The organism is Psychrobacter sp. M4, assembly GCF_055699795.1.
Genome location: NZ_CM146740.1, coordinates 311,402 through 328,801, shown reverse-complemented (window position 1 = coordinate 328,801; position 17,400 = coordinate 311,402). Strand labels below are relative to the sequence as shown.

The 17,400-nt window shown below is 43.2% G+C and carries 14 protein-coding genes; 9 read left to right on the top strand and 5 right to left on the bottom strand.

Annotated elements, in window-relative coordinates; translation table 11 throughout:
- Window positions 1-15: 15 nt before the first annotated feature.
- The 4 genes from ACR63N_RS01405 to fadB all read right to left on the bottom strand — a co-directional run bounded on the left by ACR63N_RS01405 (window position 16) and on the right by fadB (window position 5,005).
- A complete protein-coding gene (locus ACR63N_RS01405) occupies window positions 16-621 on the bottom strand; it encodes a DUF1287 domain-containing protein (RefSeq protein WP_367105067.1) in 606 nt (201 codons plus the stop codon).
- 49 nt (window positions 622-670) lie between these two features.
- Window positions 671-1,246 (bottom strand): isochorismatase family protein, encoded by a 576-nt coding sequence (locus ACR63N_RS01400; protein WP_367105066.1) that lies wholly within the window; start codon window positions 1,244-1,246, stop codon window positions 671-673.
- Between the two features lie 302 nt (window positions 1,247-1,548).
- A complete protein-coding gene (gene fadA, locus ACR63N_RS01395; RefSeq protein ID WP_367107354.1) occupies window positions 1,549-2,718 on the bottom strand; it encodes an acetyl-CoA C-acyltransferase FadA in 1,170 nt (389 codons plus the stop codon).
- 127 nt (window positions 2,719-2,845) lie between these two features.
- Window positions 2,846-5,005, bottom strand: a complete 2,160-nt coding sequence (gene fadB / locus ACR63N_RS01390; RefSeq protein ID WP_472782354.1) for a fatty acid oxidation complex subunit alpha FadB — start codon at window positions 5,003-5,005, stop codon at window positions 2,846-2,848.
- 686 nt (window positions 5,006-5,691) lie between these two features.
- On the opposite strand from fadB, the gene ACR63N_RS01385 reads away from it, so the two are divergent.
- From ACR63N_RS01385 to ACR63N_RS01370, 4 genes are all read left to right on the top strand, one after another.
- Window positions 5,692-6,729, top strand: a complete 1,038-nt coding sequence (locus ACR63N_RS01385) for a polyprenyl synthetase family protein (RefSeq protein WP_367107356.1) — start codon at window positions 5,692-5,694, stop codon at window positions 6,727-6,729.
- A gap of 50 nt (window positions 6,730-6,779) precedes the next feature.
- Window positions 6,780-7,598, top strand: coding sequence for a DUF72 domain-containing protein (locus ACR63N_RS01380; RefSeq protein ID WP_472782353.1), 819 nt, complete (start codon window positions 6,780-6,782; stop codon window positions 7,596-7,598).
- Between the two features lie 203 nt (window positions 7,599-7,801).
- The gene (locus ACR63N_RS01375; RefSeq protein ID WP_472782352.1) at window positions 7,802-8,959 is read left to right on the top strand and encodes a metal-dependent hydrolase; all 1,158 of its coding nucleotides are present in this window, start codon (window positions 7,802-7,804) and stop codon (window positions 8,957-8,959) included.
- A gap of 220 nt (window positions 8,960-9,179) precedes the next feature.
- On the top strand, window positions 9,180-10,145 hold the full coding sequence (locus tag ACR63N_RS01370; RefSeq protein WP_367107359.1) for a hypothetical protein: 966 nt from the start codon (window positions 9,180-9,182) through the stop codon (window positions 10,143-10,145).
- Between the two features lie 66 nt (window positions 10,146-10,211).
- On the opposite strand, the gene ACR63N_RS01365 is transcribed toward ACR63N_RS01370, so the two are convergent.
- Window positions 10,212-10,844 carry a superoxide dismutase gene (locus ACR63N_RS01365; RefSeq protein ID WP_367105059.1) on the bottom strand — a complete coding sequence of 211 codons (633 nt, stop codon included), beginning with the start codon at window positions 10,842-10,844 and terminating at the stop codon, window positions 10,212-10,214.
- A gap of 361 nt (window positions 10,845-11,205) precedes the next feature.
- Between ACR63N_RS01365 and rdgB the strand changes: the two genes are divergently transcribed.
- From rdgB to ACR63N_RS01340, 5 genes are all read left to right on the top strand, one after another.
- Window positions 11,206-11,880: an RdgB/HAM1 family non-canonical purine NTP pyrophosphatase gene (gene rdgB, locus ACR63N_RS01360; protein WP_367107360.1), complete on the top strand. Its 675-nt coding sequence runs from the start codon at window positions 11,206-11,208 to the stop codon at window positions 11,878-11,880.
- A gap of 398 nt (window positions 11,881-12,278) precedes the next feature.
- Window positions 12,279-13,616, top strand: coding sequence for a trigger factor (gene tig, locus ACR63N_RS01355; RefSeq protein WP_367105057.1), 1,338 nt, complete (start codon window positions 12,279-12,281; stop codon window positions 13,614-13,616).
- A gap of 393 nt (window positions 13,617-14,009) precedes the next feature.
- Window positions 14,010-14,648, top strand: coding sequence for an ATP-dependent Clp endopeptidase proteolytic subunit ClpP (gene clpP / locus ACR63N_RS01350; protein ID WP_367105192.1), 639 nt, complete (start codon window positions 14,010-14,012; stop codon window positions 14,646-14,648).
- 93 nt (window positions 14,649-14,741) lie between these two features.
- Window positions 14,742-16,019, top strand: coding sequence for an ATP-dependent protease ATP-binding subunit ClpX (clpX, locus tag ACR63N_RS01345; protein WP_367107362.1), 1,278 nt, complete (start codon window positions 14,742-14,744; stop codon window positions 16,017-16,019).
- Window positions 16,020-16,434: 415 nt separating this feature from the next.
- On the top strand, window positions 16,435-17,340 hold the full coding sequence (locus ACR63N_RS01340; RefSeq protein ID WP_472782697.1) for an SDR family NAD(P)-dependent oxidoreductase: 906 nt from the start codon (window positions 16,435-16,437) through the stop codon (window positions 17,338-17,340).
- Window positions 17,341-17,400: the final 60 nt, after the last annotated feature.

The following is a 17,400-nucleotide window of genomic DNA, read 5'->3' as shown; positions in this document are numbered from 1 at the left end:
AAATTAATACTCAACCTAATAGCGAAAATGTTTACGGATAGGATACTTAAATAAAATATTTTCTTCCCGTGTACCCTCGTCAATATTATGAATAATCAATGGCGTACCATCAGCGGCCTTTTTGTTGGAAACAATACCTATATGCGGCTTATTACCGTCCGTTAATCGCCAAGTCACAATATCTCCTGCCTCAAAACTCTCCTTATCAGTAGTCGACAACGATTGTCCATGACGTTCAAAAAACGTTTCTAGATTAGGTACCCGGCGATGATCGATATTTTTGTCCGGGGATTCTAAATCCCACAGCTTTGGATATACGGCCCAGTTCTCTTGCATATCCACATTAACCAATTGCTGCAAATCTATGTTTTGTAATCGATAAGCGCGAATGATCACATCAGCTGCCCTACCTGTGTTTTTAGGCACATCACCACGTGGAAACTCTATTTTACGATAAGCAGGATCGTAGTTGACTGTTACACCAATCTGTTTTTTGGCGTCTGCTGCTAGCTTGTCACCACTTGTACTAGGCGTGGCAGCAGAGGTTAGCGGTATTATTAGCATTGAAAATACCGCTACTAAGAAATATTTTAAACCGGACTGCTTTACCCTATTCATCATATTACCTTCGTTTGTCTGTTTTAATCACTGACATCATCTCATGAGCGGGCTACTTGATCAAATTACTAATGGTCTTAAATGCTGGGTCTTGGCTACTACGGCACAGCTCAAAAAGAACGGTTTCTACAGTAGTAATGACTCCGCCTGCCCTTCGAATACGGCGAATGGCTTGTTTTTTATCGTAAGGAAAACGTGAACCTACCGCGTCGCCAATGATTACTGGCTGCATACCATTATCAAGCAGATCAAGCGCGGTTTGTAGGACGCAGACATGGGCTTCAGCCCCAACCAGTAAGACTATACTACGGTTTTGTTGAGCAAGATAATGCCAAGAATCATTGTTATCACAAGCACTAAAGGTCACCTTTTCAAAACCTTCAGCGTTACTGCCTTCAAGCACCTCTTTGATCTCAGGTAACGTATCACCCAAACCTTTTTTATATTGTTCGTTAAGCATGATGGGAACATTAAGAGCTTGCAAGCCTTTGATAAGAGTAACGATCTTTTTAACAATCTCTTCATGATCTAATATGTGCGGTGTCAAACGTTCTTGCACATCAATGATCATTGCCTGCGTATCTTCGCGAGCTATTCTATAAGTGCGATCAGAAATCATAGTAGGCATAGTACACTCCTTGTACGACTGCGGCGAATACCACAGTGTGTTTAAAATCAATACTGTTATTAAAATAAATACTGCTAAACTTACCCTTATTTAGTCACAGTTTAGTCGATGCGTCAATAACGATAATTTTTAATAACACTTGATAGCAAAGTAAAAATAAAGTAATTATCTTTGCTGTCAAGTTTTGCTACTACGAAACATAAAGCCCTTAACCAAAATGATTAAGGGCTCTATTAAGACTCATATCAAATAAATATCAATTAAAATGGTACAAATCTAATCTAAATAGTGTCAATATAAGCTTAAACCCGCTCGATAACCGTAGAGATACCTTGACCCAAACCAATACACATGGTGGCAAGGCCAATCTCGGTATCCATTTGCTCCATGGCATTTAGCAAAGTGACGGTAATACGCGAGCCTGAGCAGCCGAGTGGATGACCCAAAGCAATCGCGCCACCGTTGATGTTAACGATATCTTGCTTGTCCTCTAGATCCATATTTTTAAGTACCGATAGGCTTTGCGCGGCAAAGGCTTCATTCAGCTCAATGGTTTGCATGTCACCGATGCTCATGCCAGCACGTTTAAGCGCTTTTTTGGTCGCAGGTACCGGGCCATAACCCATAATAGCAGCATCACAGCCAGCAATCGCCATGCTACGAATACGCGCGCGTGGTTTTAGACCTAAATCTTTGGCTTTTTGCGCACTCATCATAAGCATAGCCGAGGCACCATCAGACAACGCTGATGACGTGGCTGCAGTTACTGTTCCTTTTGGATCAAAGGCTGGGCGTAGGCCTTGCATCTGCTCCATTGTAGCGTCAGGACGGATCACCTCATCGACAGTACACAGCTGCAAACGACCTGCTTCATCATGGCCTTCGATACCGACGATTTCATTATCAAAACGACCCTCGGTAGTTGCAGCCCACGCACGGCGATGCGACTCAAGACCAAAAGCGTCTTGCTCCTCGCGGCTAACGTTGTTCATACGACCAAGCATCTCGGCGGTCAAACCCATCATGTAGGAGGCCTTAGCATAATGCTTAGAGGCTGCAGGGTTGATATCTAAACCATGCATCATACCGACGTGACCCATGTGCTCGACGCCGCCGACGATAAAAATATCGCCTTGACCCGTCATAATCTGCGCCGCTGCGGTATGGATAGCCTGCATGGATGAGCCGCACAGACGGTTGACGGTTTGACCACCAACGGTAGTTGGAATATCAGCTAAAAGCGCCGCATTACGACCGATATTATAAGCCTGTTCTAGGGTTTGCTGTACGCAGCCCCAAATCACGTCTTCGACCTCCTTTGGATCAAAATCATTACGGGCGACCAAAGCGCGCATCAAGTCAGCTGACATGTCATCAGCACGCACGTGACGGAACATACCGTTTTTAGATTTTCCCATCGCTGAGCGCACGCCATCTACGATGACCACATCTGTTGGACTTAAAGTTGTCATATTATCTTCCTTTTTAATTTGTTGTCAGTGCCGCTGCTCAAGCTTTATCAGTTCATAATGGATACATATAAAGCAAGCTTACGGCACCTATCCTAATACGGTAACCCTATAGGTTGGACGGGTTAGGTTATGCTGCTGGATAAAAAGTCTCGCCAGCGGCCGCCATGTCGCGAATCTTTTGCGGCGCTTCATAGGCTTTGCCAAGATGCGCATACTTTTCACACAGTGCTAAGTAGTTCTCTAAACCCATCTGATCGATATAACGGCAAGGGCCACCACGGAATGGCGGGAAACCAACGCCCATAATCATCGCCATATCCGCCTCAGCCGGCGTAGAGACGATGTTGTCCTCTAAGCAGCGTACCGTTTCATTACAAAAGGCTAGCATAGTGCGGTCAATAATCGTTTGATCATCAAACTCTTGCTTGTCGCTATCGGTAGTCGTTTTTAGCAGCTCATAGGTAGCATCGTCAGCGACCTTCTTAGTCTTGCCGCGTTTGTCAGTCTCGTACTTATAGAAACCCACGCCGTTTTTCTGACCCAAACGCTCGTTTTCGTACAGATGTTGAATCGCGCCTTTATAGTCAGGCTTCATGCGATCAGGAAATCCTTCTGCCATAACTTCTGCGCCGTGCACACCGGTATCTAAACCGACCACGTCAATCAAATAAGCCGGACCCATAGGCCAGCCGAATTTTTCCATCACTTTATCGACATGCGTAAAATCAGCACCTTGCTTGAGCAGTAAATCAAACGCGCCAAAGTACGGGAACAATACACGGTTGACTAAAAAGCCTGGGCAATCATTAACCACAACCGGCACTTTGCCCATTTTAGAAGCTAGCGCAACAGTAGTAGCAATGGCTTCTTCTGAGGATTTTTCGCCGCGAATCACCTCAACCAGCGGCATACGATGTACTGGGTTAAAGAAATGCATGCCAACGAAGTTCTCAGGACGCTCAAGTACTTCCGCTAAGTGTGTGATAGAAATCGTTGAGGTGTTAGACGCCAAAATCGCATCTTTTTTCACCAAGCCTTCTACTTCTTTGAGTACCGCATGTTTGACTTTTGGATTCTCAACTACTGCTTCGATCACAATATCGGTATCAGCAAAGTCGCCATAGTTTAGCGTTGGACGGATACGGCTTAAAGTCTCCCCCATTTTTGCTGGGGTCATCTTCTCGCGATCGACCATTTTACTTAGTATCTTACTGGCCTCTTTCATACCCAAATCTAATTGCTCAGATTTGATGTCTTTCATGATAATGGGTAAGCCTTTACTGGCGGCTTGATAAGCAATACCGCCGCCCATGATACCGGCGCCAAGTACAGCAGCTTCATTAATATCGTGCGCTTGCTTGCTGTGTTTTTTAGCCAGTTTTTTAACCAACTGATCGTTTAAGAACAGACCCACTAAGCTCTCTGCTTGCGGAGTTTTCGCCGCTTTAGCAAAGCCTGCAGCCTCCACTTTTATAGCTTCATCGCGCATCAAGTTGACATGCTGCTCAATAGCTTCGATAGCAAGCGCGGGCGCAGGGTATTGTTTTGGATTGGCTTTAGAGAAAATCATCCCTTTAGCACTATTGAAGGCCATTGCTTGTTCAAGCTGGTTTAATTTAACCGGATTGATCTTCTCTTCACGTTTGGCCTGCCAATCAAGCTCCCCTGAGATGCACTTTTTGACCAAATCAATAGCGGCTTCTTGCAAATCATCTGCAGCTACAGTGGCATCAACCAAGCCTAGTTTCAGAGCTTCTAGTGGTTTTTTAGGCTTACCCGTCGCGATAAGCTCAAGTGCGTTATCGATACCGATGACGCGGGTACTACGCACCGTACCCCCAAAGCCTGGGAAGATACCCAGCTGAGTCTCTGGCAGACCAATAGTGGCTTTGTCGCTCATGACACGGTATTCACAAACCAGCGCCATCTCACAACCACCGCCTAATGCGGCGCCATTGATAGCGGCAACTTTTGGAAATGGTAGATCTTCAAAACGATTAAAGTCATCGTTGATATTGATCACCCAATCTTTAATCTCATCTTCTGATTGTTTAAAAGAGGCAACGAATTCAGTGATGTCAGCCCCTGCGATAAACACGCCTTTACCTGAGGTGACGATCAAACCTTTGACGTCACTGGCTTTCTCTAAAGCGCTGACCGCTTCGCCAAATTGCTTGTTGGTCTCATTATCAAATTTGTTTACGCTCTCGTTTTCAGCGTTATAGTGCATATTCGCAATGCCATCATCAATCATGCTGACTGTGATGCGGTTTCCTTGGTATATCATTTGGAACTCCTTTTTATACAATGAAAATGACTTAATAAAAGCTAGGTTTTAACCTAGAATAACTAGCTCACTGCTGTGTTTGAAAAATACGGTTATGGTTTATAAAGATAAGATGGCCTAGTAACGAAATAGTATCGAAATAAAGGGCCGCAATAAAGTATCAGTTGGACAACCCATTTATAAGCCTATTATAGTTAGTTGAAAATAAAACTGTTACATGGATTTAACTGTGTTACTGGTATATTCTTTTTAAAGTCCATCAACTATATTTGGCGTGCTAGATCATTTTGACGCAATTAGTGTAGGGGATTATGCCCTTGACTGTCACAAGCAAATACCAGACTCGCAAGTCATTATTAAAAAGTCGCTGTCAAATTCATAGCAACTAGTAGAGCAATGACTCGCTTGCTTAGTATGTCAGTATCTCAGTATCTCAGTATCTCAGTACTGATGTTTATATATGGATTGATAATTAGCATTATTAAAATACATGATCTTATCAAAACATATTCGACCTGTAAGTTAAATCACCAATACGTAACTATAAAACGCAGCTGTAAAAATTAACGAAAAAAAGTACGCTTCAATAGCAGCTAAAGTGTCAGTATAAGCGCCATCTGCTATCATGCTACACTAGCAGTCTATCTATTTTTATTTATTTTATTAACCTCGTGGTTGGTTGAGTTATGTCACTTTCTTCTATGTCCGCTCTTGTCCCTAGCTTTACTCCTTTCACCGATTTTGAACAGCTCAATAATAGTTTACGCACCCAGTTGACGCAGGATATTGAGGCGTTATTTGCCTATGCTGATTTGCCAAATCCGCTTGGTGAGGCTTGCCGCTATGTCATGACCGGACAAGGCAAGTTGGTACGCCCTTTGTTGGTTGCCAGTGCTTTTGCAAGCATCGATAATACTAATAAAAACACTGCCGATGAGGCGATGAAAACTTTAATAGCGGACAAAATTGAAATAGATAATTTAGATGATCTTCTAAGCAGCGAGGTGCATTTCGATATGTGCAGGCGCGCTGCTTTATCAGTAGAGCTACTGCATACTTATTCCTTGGTACACGATGATTTGCCTTGTATGGACGATGATGAGCTGCGCCGCGGGCAACCGACTTGTCATATTGTCTTTGATGAAGCGACAGCGCTGCTGGCAGGTGACGTCTTGCAAACGCTGGCTTTTGAAGTGCTTAGTGCTGAGATACCCACCTTTGCGCCTTTTGATAACGATATTGCCAGTAAACTATTGGCGATATTTGCACCGCGGGCACGGCGTATGGTCGCCGGACAAATGCTTGATTTAAACGCTGAGGCTAGCACGGGTATTACCCAAGCCGATTTGGAAGCTATCCACCGTGACAAAACCGGCGCTTTGATTGAAGCGGCGATGCTGATGGGCGGTATTTGCGCCGGAGCCACCGCGCAAGAACGTATTGCTTTGCAAGACTGCGCGCAGCATATCGGTCTGGCCTTTCAAGTACAGGATGATATTTTGGATGTCACCACCAGTACCGATGCTTTGGGTAAACCTGCTGGCAGTGATGAAAAGCTCGACAAATCAACCTATGTGAAATTGATGGGCGTGGACGCTGCAAAAGAGTACGCTCAATCATTGTTTGATGAAGGTCGCACGGCAATTGCTCGTGAGCTTGGTGGTAGCAAAGACAATAATGCACTGCTGGCATTAATAGAGTGGCTTTGGGCAAGAAAAAAGTAAGCCTTATTTAAGCAACTATAGTAAATAGATAATGGAGCTTAGTACTCTAAATGAACACTCTTCCCTCCTCGCGCATTTACCTTGGCACTGGTGGCTATAGCGATACTGACCTACTCGGTACGCTATACCCAAAGAGTACTAAAAAATCTGACTTTCTGCGTGAGTACGCCAAGCAGTACGGTGCAGTTGAGATCAACAGTACCTTTTATGCCCCTATCGGTCAAAAAGCTTTTGCAGGTATGGTCAATAAAGCTTATGTACAAGCAGATAGTGAGCTTAAATTTGCGGTCAAGCTGCATCAAGACTTTACTCATGCGAGAAAAGGCACAGCGGAGCACGCGCAAGCTTTTCTTAACGCTTTAACACCACTCATCGAAGCTGACTGCTTGGCACCTTTATTGCTCCAATTCCCGCACGGCTTTGATCGTACCCGTCAGCATCGCCTTTATTTGGCCAATTTGGTCAGCTGGTTTGGCGACTATCCCTTAGCAGTCGAGTTTCGTCATAACGGGTGGCACACCCCGCAAGTGGTCGATAGCTTTACTGAGCAAGGTTTGATTTGGTGTAGCGTTGATTATCCTAAAGTCAGCGGCCTACCACCATCACGGCTAATATTTACCCAGCGTACCGGCTACCTGCGTATGCACGGTAACAATCTGAACTGGTGGGATGCTATGAGTGCTAGTGACCGCCACGATTATCTCTACACTGAGACGGAGATGCAAGACTGGGCGCAAGCGATTGCCAATCAGCGCCAGCATTTTGATACCCTCTATATCTTCTTCCAAAATACAGTTAAGGCCCATGCTTATTATAATATTGCGATGCTGAGAGAGGCTTTGGATAAGTTTGGGTTTGAAGTGTTGTAGGGTGTAGATGTTACTTATTTATCAACTGTTTAAGATCAAAAGTATAGGCTGGGTTTTTAACCCAGCTTTAGAATTTTGCAAAGGTAAAATGCTGGGTTAAAAACCCAGCCTACAAATAGTTCGTGTTAATTTAAGATTCTGGCAGATATTACTAACCTTGAGAAACTTCCTCCTTAATCTTCCAAAAGAGCCAACCAAACCCAATGGATTCACTCAGTCAAATCGTTTTAGGCGCTAGCGTCCAAGGCGCTATTCTTGGTAAATATCAAGGGCGCAAAGCCTATCTTTATGGCGCTATGCTGGGTACACTTCCTGATTTAGATGTGGTTGTCAGCTACGGCGATCCCATTAGCAATATGACCTACCATCGCGGTTTTAGTCATTCGCTAATCGTCCTAACTGCGGTGGGCTTGAGTAGTGCTTGGCTCATTAGCCGCTACCATCGCTGGCGGGATATACCACTGCCCTACTCTTTTAGGCGCTTAGCGCTAGCTATGACCTTGACGCTGACGACTCACCCGATTTTGGACAGTTTTACCGTTTATGGCACGCAGCTGTTATGGCCGTTACATGAAGCCATCAATCTCACCCCTATTAGTATCGCCTCCATCTTTATTATCGATCCGCTTTATACCCTACCGCTGCTTATCGCCATGATTGTTGGATTTATAAAAGGTCGCAAACTTGCTATTTTTAACAAAGGCTGGCTAGCCAATTGTCAGCGCTTCGCGGTTTGGATGCTTGTGGTTAGTAGCAGCTATTTACTCCTGTCAATTGCATTGAAATATTATGCTCAATATCAAGCAAAGCAAGCGCTTAGTGCTGCTGGCATAAACGACATCATACGCAGTAAAACCATGCCCGTACTACCTACTATATTAATGTGGCGTACGCTCGCTGAAGATGAGCAAAATAGATTGATCGAAATACGCGGTAGTGTCTTAGATAAGCGCCTACCTGAATATCGTTATTTGAGTCAATACGACAACTCGCCAGCACTACGTGCAACCGTGCCAAACGCTAGCCAGCCTTACGCCAAGCGGCTGGATTGGTTCTCGAACGATTGGACGGGCTATCGGACACAAATGCTTCCCGCTACCAATGACTATTCCCATACGATAACGGAACAACTGGTAGTTGACGATCTACGTATGATGGCAGGCAATACCGCGTTCTTTAGTTTTGTGCTGGCAAATAAAAGTAAACCTGATTTGCCATGGCAAGCGATTGAACCTATAAATGCGCCTAGAGTGACGATAGGAGAGGAGTCTTCGCGCCTTGAATTGGTTAAGCAGGGTTTTGAGAGAGTATTTGATGAATCAGTTGTGGATGAGGATGGTTGGGTTTTGGTTGAGGATTAGGCAATCGATAGGTGTTGTAGGGTATCGCCTCGCACACCAATAATCTTTGAAATATAAACTTATATATAAAGTTGGCGTAGGGTGCGGTTAGTTTTATCAAATTCTCGTAGAGAATGAAGATAAAGCGTAACCCACCGTTTTGAGATTCTATTAATTTTAAATGGTGGGTTACGCTGCCCTAACCATACCCTATAAAAACTTATATTTTTAAGGAACAAAAATGTCAAACTGGCTTTTGAATAGACTATTTGAGGCTGGTGATCAGCCTGAACCAAGGTTCGCATTTCAAGGAACTGTTAATTGGATGCGAGCTTTAGCTGAAGTTGTTAACAGCGGTGTTTGCGATAAAGAAAATCTCAAGCTTCTCTATAAGGAAGTTCAAAGACGAAATATGAATCCGGAGGCTGATAACTGGGTTTTCGAAAACATGCATATGGCATACAATAACTTAGCAGCTTTAAATACTTTGAATAACGATGCCATAGATAAATATGATGTTTGTAGTTCTGCAATCGTATCGTGGTATTACGTAATCTACTTTGCTAGTAGCGCTATGATTGCCGCATCATCAGGTTCAAAGCAAGAAAACCATACAGCTACTGCAAGAGTATGGCAAGCAGATATAGCAGAAAAAAAACTTATACCTTATCCATTTAGTCTTTATCTAAGTAGCTTAGTTGTTAGTAAAGCAGAAACTGAAATTGCAATCTATCGAGGAAGTAATAAATTTAGTTTAAATGATCGATCTGGAGGGTTAGAAGTCGCTCATGGAGGCATTGTTTCTTACTTAAAGGGTACTCATAAATACAAAAGAGAAGAAGCAGAAAGACGTATTCAAAATTCAAAGGAGTTTAAAGCGCTTAAAGTCGATAACTTTAGAAAGAAAATTGCTAGAGAGCTTAGAGATAAAACTTTAGACAGAGGGCAAGTAAACTTCTTAATTCAAGCTTTTAGATATCGAGGTAAGGCTCATTACAGAGACTCTATATTTTTGTCTTATGGTGATAACCATATAGACTCTATTGGACAATTGATTAAGGATTTAAATACAGTCGCACTTGGTTTCGTACGTGCAGCATCATATTATTGTTCAGTTAGAGTAGAGAGAGGGACTTGGGATTTATTTGTTGATGACATCAACAACAATACACGTTTATCTTTGGATGTTGACGCTATGAAAGTTTAAAACAAACCAAAAAAAAGGACACCAAACGGCGTCCTTTTTTTATTTACTAGTCAAGTCTAAAAAGGCTTACTTACCTTCATTACCTGCATCTTGACCTTTGTATTTTGCGTTCGCGTAGTCCCAGTTCACAAGCTTATCAAGAAACGTGTCGACATAATCAGGACGACGGTTGCGATAATCGATGTAGTACGCATGTTCCCACACATCACAAGTCAATACCGCTACTTTGTCATGAGCTAATGGGTTGTCTGCATCGCTAGTTTTCATGATAGACAATTTGCCACCGACTTTATCAGTAACTAGCCAAGCCCAACCTGAACCAAACTGTGAAGTCGCTGCGTTTTTGAACTCTTCACGGAACTTATCATAGCTACCGAAGTCTTCTTCGATTTTGCCTTTTAGATCACCTGTCGGCTCACCACCGCCATTGTCTGGTGTCATGCAGTTCCAATAGAAAGTATGGTTCCAAACCTGTGCAGCTTGGTTGAACATAGTTTGCTTGCTATCATCTTTCGCAGTCGCTTCGATGATCTCTGGCAATGTTTTGTCTTCCAAACCAGAACCTGGTAGTAAATCTTTTAATTTATTCACATAAGCAGCGTGATGCTTATCATGGTGGTATTCTAGTGTTTCAGCACTGATATGGGGCTCAAGCGCGTCTTTGGCATAAGGGAGATCTGGTAGTTTAATATTTGACATAGTTATTTTATCCTTGCTATTTTTAGCCATTCAAACTTCATATTATTAAACTTTGTTTAACTTAAGTTTTACTATAAAGTACAAATAGGGCTAGATTGGCTGAGTTTATTATTAATGACTATTATCTCTCAAAATTATAAATTCAGAAGTTAATTACTTTTGTACACTCAAGTATTATTCACTCATAAATCAATTTTCAACTTGTAAGTATTATTAACTTCTCATTTACAAGCTATAAGTTGTCATTCACTGTAGCTTGCCAAGCAGTATAACAATAGCGGCAACAAATATCCGTTACCGAATGTTATGGAGCGTATACTTGTCATAAATAAGGCTTCTTTTATTAATATGGTTATGTTTTATGAGCAAAGCAATTTTTCAAAGTAACAATCAACAATACCGACAACATCAGCAGCAAACATTGTTTCAAAATAAATGGATACTTGCCAGCAATAACCAAGGCAAACTGGCAGAGTTTAAACGCTTATTTGCAGAAGCCGATTTAAATGTAACCATCATTCCGCAAGGTGAGCTGAATATCGAAGACGCTATAGAGGACGGTCTTAGCTTCGTCGAAAACGCGATTATCAAAGCGCGTCATGCCAGTCGCATTGGTGGTTTACCCGCTATCGCTGATGATTCCGGTTTGTGTGTGCCTATCCTTGGCAACGCGCCAGGCATCCACTCTGCTCGCTACGCTGGCGAACATGGCAATGATAGCAAAAACAACGCTAAGCTTATCGAAGAGTTGCAGCCTCTACGTATGCAGCAACCAGACCAGTCTATAAAAGGTATGTTTGTTTGCGTACTCGCTATGGTGCGCCACGCCAATGATCCGCTACCGATTATCGCGCAAGGTTTATGGCATGGAGAAATATTGGACGCGCCGCAAGGCGATAATGGCTTTGGTTATGATCCGCTATTTTGGTTACCTGAGCTGCAAACTACCGCCGCTAGCATGGATGCCGCTGACAAAAACCGTATCAGTCATCGCGGCCAAGCTATTGGGCAGTTATTGTCGCAATTGTTATCATAGTTTTGATGTTTGGTACTGTTAGAAAGTCTTTGCTGTTAAAAATAAGGCAGATAATTGTCTTTATAGCCACTATTTGATAGCCACTATTTGCTGGCTTAAAACAGATAATTTTTACTTTGATTAACAGATAGATTATACTGTTCTACTTTTGAAATTTTGTTAAAAATCGCTATTTACTCCTCATGTCTATTAAGAAGCATTTTGAGGATTTATTAGCGCGTTGTTTTTGATGTTTAATAAGAGCTTTTAGTATTGGTGATTGCCAAACGTATTATTGATCGCCTATTTAACATCAGTAACCGTACCAACATACCACATTCATTTCAACGGCAATCGGTGCAGCACAGGTGTTGTAAGACACGATTGCCTATTATTTTAATTCTAAAGGTGTAATTAACATGGCTACAGATTTACAAGTCACAACCAACAAGCTGTCTGAAAAAGAAACTCAGCTGACGGTTAAGGTCCCTGTCGAAAAAATTCAAAACAAAGTGGAAGGCCGTATTCGCCAAGTTGCCAAAACCGCCAAGATTGATGGTTTTCGTAAAGGCAAAGTGCCGATGTCGCATATCCGCTCGCAGTATGGCGCTGGTATTCAACAAGAAGTTATCAATGATGTCATTCGCGATACCGTCTTTGAGGCTATCAAATCAGAGGACATCCGCGCGGTAGGCATGCCTAATATTGATGATGTCAAACTAGAAGACGATTTCTTAGTGTATCAAGCCACCGTGGAGATCTTCCCAGAGATTGACGTACAAGGTATGGATGAGATCGAAGTAGAACGTCATACGGCAACCGTTAATGACGAAGATGTCGATACGATGATCGAAAACCTACAAAAGCAGCGTGAAGAGTTCGTTGAGAAAAAAGGCATGGCGGCCAAGGGTAACCAAGTTACTTTTGACTTTGAAGGCTCAATCGATGGCGAAAAATTCGAAGGCGGCTCATCTGAGGACTTTAAACTGGTTATCGGTAGTGGTCAGATGATCCCAGGCTTTGAAGATGGTATTAAAGGCATGAAAGCTGGCGAAGAGAAAACTATCGATGTGACCTTCCCAGAAGACTATCAAGCTGAGAACTTGGCGGGTAAAGAAGCGCAGTTCAAAATCAATGTTAAATTGGTTGAAAAATCTAAGCTTCCTGAGATTGATGATGAATTTTTAGAGCTATTTGGCGTGACCGAAGGCGGCGTTGATAAACTAAAAGAAGACGTACGCAAAAATATGGAGCGCGAGATCAAAAACGCTGCGCGTAGCCAAGTTAAGCAAGCGACTTTTGATGCACTACTAGAAAAGAACGAATTTGATGTACCAAGTGCTATGCTTGAGCAAGAGATCGATCGTCAGCGTAGTATGATGATGCAGCGTTTCGCGCAGCAGTTCGGCTCAAGTGCGGATAGCTTTGATAAAGACATGCTACCTAACGAGCTTTTTGAAGAGCAAGCGCTACGTGCGGCCCGTCTTGGCATTATTGTCGCGCGCGTTATTGACACCCAAGATATTAAAGTCGATCAAGACCGCGTTGAAGCTTTTATCAAAGAAGCCGCTGAAAACTACGAAGATCCAAGTGAGGTCATCGAGTACTATACTAACGATAAGCAGCAGCGTGCCAATATCGAGTCTGTCGTACTAGAAGATCAAGTGGTAGATTATCTGATCAATCAAGGTAAAGTCACTGATAAAGAAGTCAGTTACCAAGACTTACTGGCCGCGCAGCAACAACAAGCCATGTAAATTAGTATTTAGGATGGTTTATTGTAAATATATGATTAATGCCCTGACGACCTGTTAGGGCATTATCGTTAATGCTGTAAGATACTTCTTTGATAAGTTAAACCTTTGCCCTTGATAAGTGCGGTTGCACCCCTTATTAATAGGAAATAATTTATCATTAGTCACGCAAAATGTGACTAATATAAGCTCAAAAAAACTACTTTAATTGTTTTAGGCCTATTTGTTTTAGAACTACTATTCTTAAGCAACGCAGGCTAACTTGTTTGCAAGCAGATTTAAAAGTAGCCACTATTATCAAAATAATTTTATGTTTTTATCTTATACCTTTATAAATAGGACATCTTTATGACAGATTACGATCGCATTACTGCCAACCCACATTTTGATATGCTGATGAGCGCCCATGACCAAGTACAAAGCTCTCCTCAAGGTGCCCAAGGCGCATTAGTCCCTATGGTCGTTGAGCAGTCGGCACGTGGTGAGCGCTCATTTGATATCTTTTCGCGCCTGCTGCGCGAGCGTGTCATCTTTTTGACCGGCCAAGTTGAAGACAATATGGCCAACTTAATCGTCGCGCAGCTTTTATTCTTAGAGTCTGAGAACCCTGACAAAGATATTCATTTGTATATCAACTCGCCAGGAGGCTCTGTTAGTGCAGGTCTAGCTGTGTTTGATACCATGAACTTTATCAAGCCTGAGGTCTCAACCATTTGTATGGGCGGCGCTTATAGCATGGGTTCTTTTTTGCTGGCAGCGGGTGAGCGCGGCAAGCGTTATGCCCTAGCCAATTCGCGCGTGATGATTCATCAGCCTTCAGGCGGCGCGCAAGGTCAAGCCTCTGATATCGAGATTAATGCTCGCGAGATTCTAAAAACTCGTGATCGCTTGAACCGTATTTTGTCTGAACGTACCGGTCAGCCGTTAGAGAAGATTGAAAAAGATGCTGAGCGTGATTTTTGGTTGGACGCTGAAGAAGCTAAAGAATACGGTTTGGTTGATGAAGTACTAGAGCGTCGTCCTGATACGCTATAAGTGCTGAGCATCTTATTCATCCGCCGTCATAAAAACTGATAGCCAACTTAGCAAACAGACTATATAAGAATTAAATTCTAGGAGTGCCTTTATATGGCAAAAGACAACACCCCGCATTGCTCGTTTTGCGGTAAAGCTAAAAGCGAAGTTAAACAGCTGATTGCGTCTGACGATGCCAATATTTGTAACGAATGCATCGAGCTGTGTACTGATCTAATCGCTGACAGCGCTGCGGATGATGATGACACTAATAGCGATCTTGATACCTCATGGGTCAATAAAAAACTACCGACCCCAAAGGAGCTACGCGCCAAACTTGATGAGTACGTCATCGGACAAGACGCGGCCAAAAAAGCTTTGGCAGTCGCCGTTTACAACCATTACAAGCGTTTAAAGGTCAGCCAAACCTTGGCTAATGACAGCAAAAAAGCTCGAATTGGCGCGGATGATGCGATGGTTGAGCTGGCTAAGAGTAATATCTTGCTAATAGGACCCACTGGTTCTGGGAAGACGTTACTGGCGCAAACTTTAGCGCGTCTGCTCGATGTGCCTTTTGCTATGGCTGATGCCACTACTCTAACAGAAGCCGGTTACGTGGGTGAAGACGTTGAAAACATCGTCCAAAAGCTGCTACAAGCTTCTGATTATGATGTGAGCAAAGCTGAACAAGGCATCATTTACATTGATGAGATTGATAAAATCAGTAAAAAAGGCGATAACCCGTCCATCACTCGTGATGTCTCGGGTGAAGGTGTTCAGCAAGCACTACTTAAACTGATCGAAGGTACGGTTGCTGCTATTCCGCCGCATGGTGGCCGCAAGCATCCGCAGCAAGAGCTCATTCAAGTGGATACCAGCAATATCTTAATCATCGTCGGCGGCGCTTTTGCTGGTCTTGATAAAGTGATTCAGCAGCGTACTGAAAAGACAGGTATCGGTTTTAATGCTGATGTCAGCTCAAAAGATGATAGCCGCCGCAGCTCAGAGCTACTCCAAAAGGTGGAACCTGAGGATTTGATCAAGTTTGGCCTTATCCCTGAGCTTATTGGCCGTTTGCCTGTGATTGCAGCACTGCAAGAGCTGGATGAAGAAGCTTTGATTCAGATATTGACCGAGCCTAAAAATGCACTGGTAAAACAGTACAAGTATCTTTTTGATATGGAGGGTGCTGAGATCAGCTTTACCCAAGAAGCGCTTGATGCCATTGCCAAAAAGGCCATGGAGCGTAAAACAGGGGCGCGTGGTCTACGCTCTATCGTGGAGAACGCACTACTTGAAACCATGTACGAGCTGCCTTCAATGAAAAATGCTAAAACCGTTATGGTGGATGAGCATGTCATTAACGAAGGTAAAACGCCAAAAATTGCTTAATGCATTTTAGAGGCTGTTGTTTAAGCTCACTCATTTTAGCTTTATAGTAAGATTATTACCTGACGGCGTCTGGCTTATTTTATAGCAGACGCCGTTTTTGTGTCTGCTTACTTATACATTCTAGGGAGCTGCTAGCAAGCTTTATAAAGTGACAGCCACGTCTACTGATTATAAATAGAGAGACTAACAAATTATGCTAAGGTAGGTTTTCGGATTTATACCGCTTATCAATAATAAGTTAATATAATAAAACAAAGGACTGTTTATCATGCTTAACAATATTACCGCTATGACGGCCGCGCTGCGTCAACATTCTCCTTTTACTAGTACTTCTACTGTAAATACAGACAATCATAATGACCTTACTGCCTACTACCGCGATCATGTCGCCGCTATCACGGGAGCAGGCTCTGGTATGGGACGCGCCCTTGCCATTCATCTTGCCAAAATGGGTTGCCATGTAGCGTTATCCGATATTAACGCAAAAGAGCTGGCGCAGACTCAAGATTTGCTCGCCGATTACGATGTTAAAGTTACTACCACTGTCCTTGATGTCTCAGACAAAGAGGCCGTCGATGCTTGGGCACAAAGCGTAATGAGCGCTCATGACAAGGTTAACTTTATCTTTAATAATGCTGGTGTGGCGCTGTATTCCAGCGTAGAGGGCAGCAGTATTGACGAGCTTGAATGGGTCATGGACATCAACTTTTGGGGCGTGGTCTACGGCACCAAAGCGTTTTTACCACTGATCAAAAACAGTGTGAAGCTAAGCGAAGTCAATAAAGGCGAGATCAATACAAATGATAATAACGGGCGTCAGTTTAGTGAGCACGGTCATATCATCAACATCTCAAGCTTGTTTGGTTTGACCGCGCAGCCCTCACAGTCCGCTTATAATGCCAGCAAGTTTGCGGTACGCGGCTTTACCGAGAGCCTTCGTCAGGAGCTAGATATTCAGCGTAGCGGCGTCTCAGCGACCTGTGTCCATCCGGGTGGTATCAAGACCAATATTGCTAATAGCGCACGCGGCAATGACAGTATCAGTGATATCGGTATGCGTGCAGGTCCCAAAGCCATTGCCAGCTTCAATAAACTGTTAAAGTTTGATGCTAATGATGCCGCTTGGGTCATTTTGCACGCGGCGGCGACCAATCAGCCGCGTTGCCTAATTGGCAATGATGCCAAGATGATGGATGTCGTTCAGCGTCTTTTTCCAGCAAATTATAGCAGCGTTGTAAATCGTGCTAATAGGCTCTCACGTAAGCTAAAAGGTAAGAAAAGTAGAAAACGCCCAACGACTAAACCCGTCTCGACGCTATAAGTAAGTAACTAAGTAACTAAGTAACAATGTTATAAAAACCAGTCAATAAAAAGCTCAGTT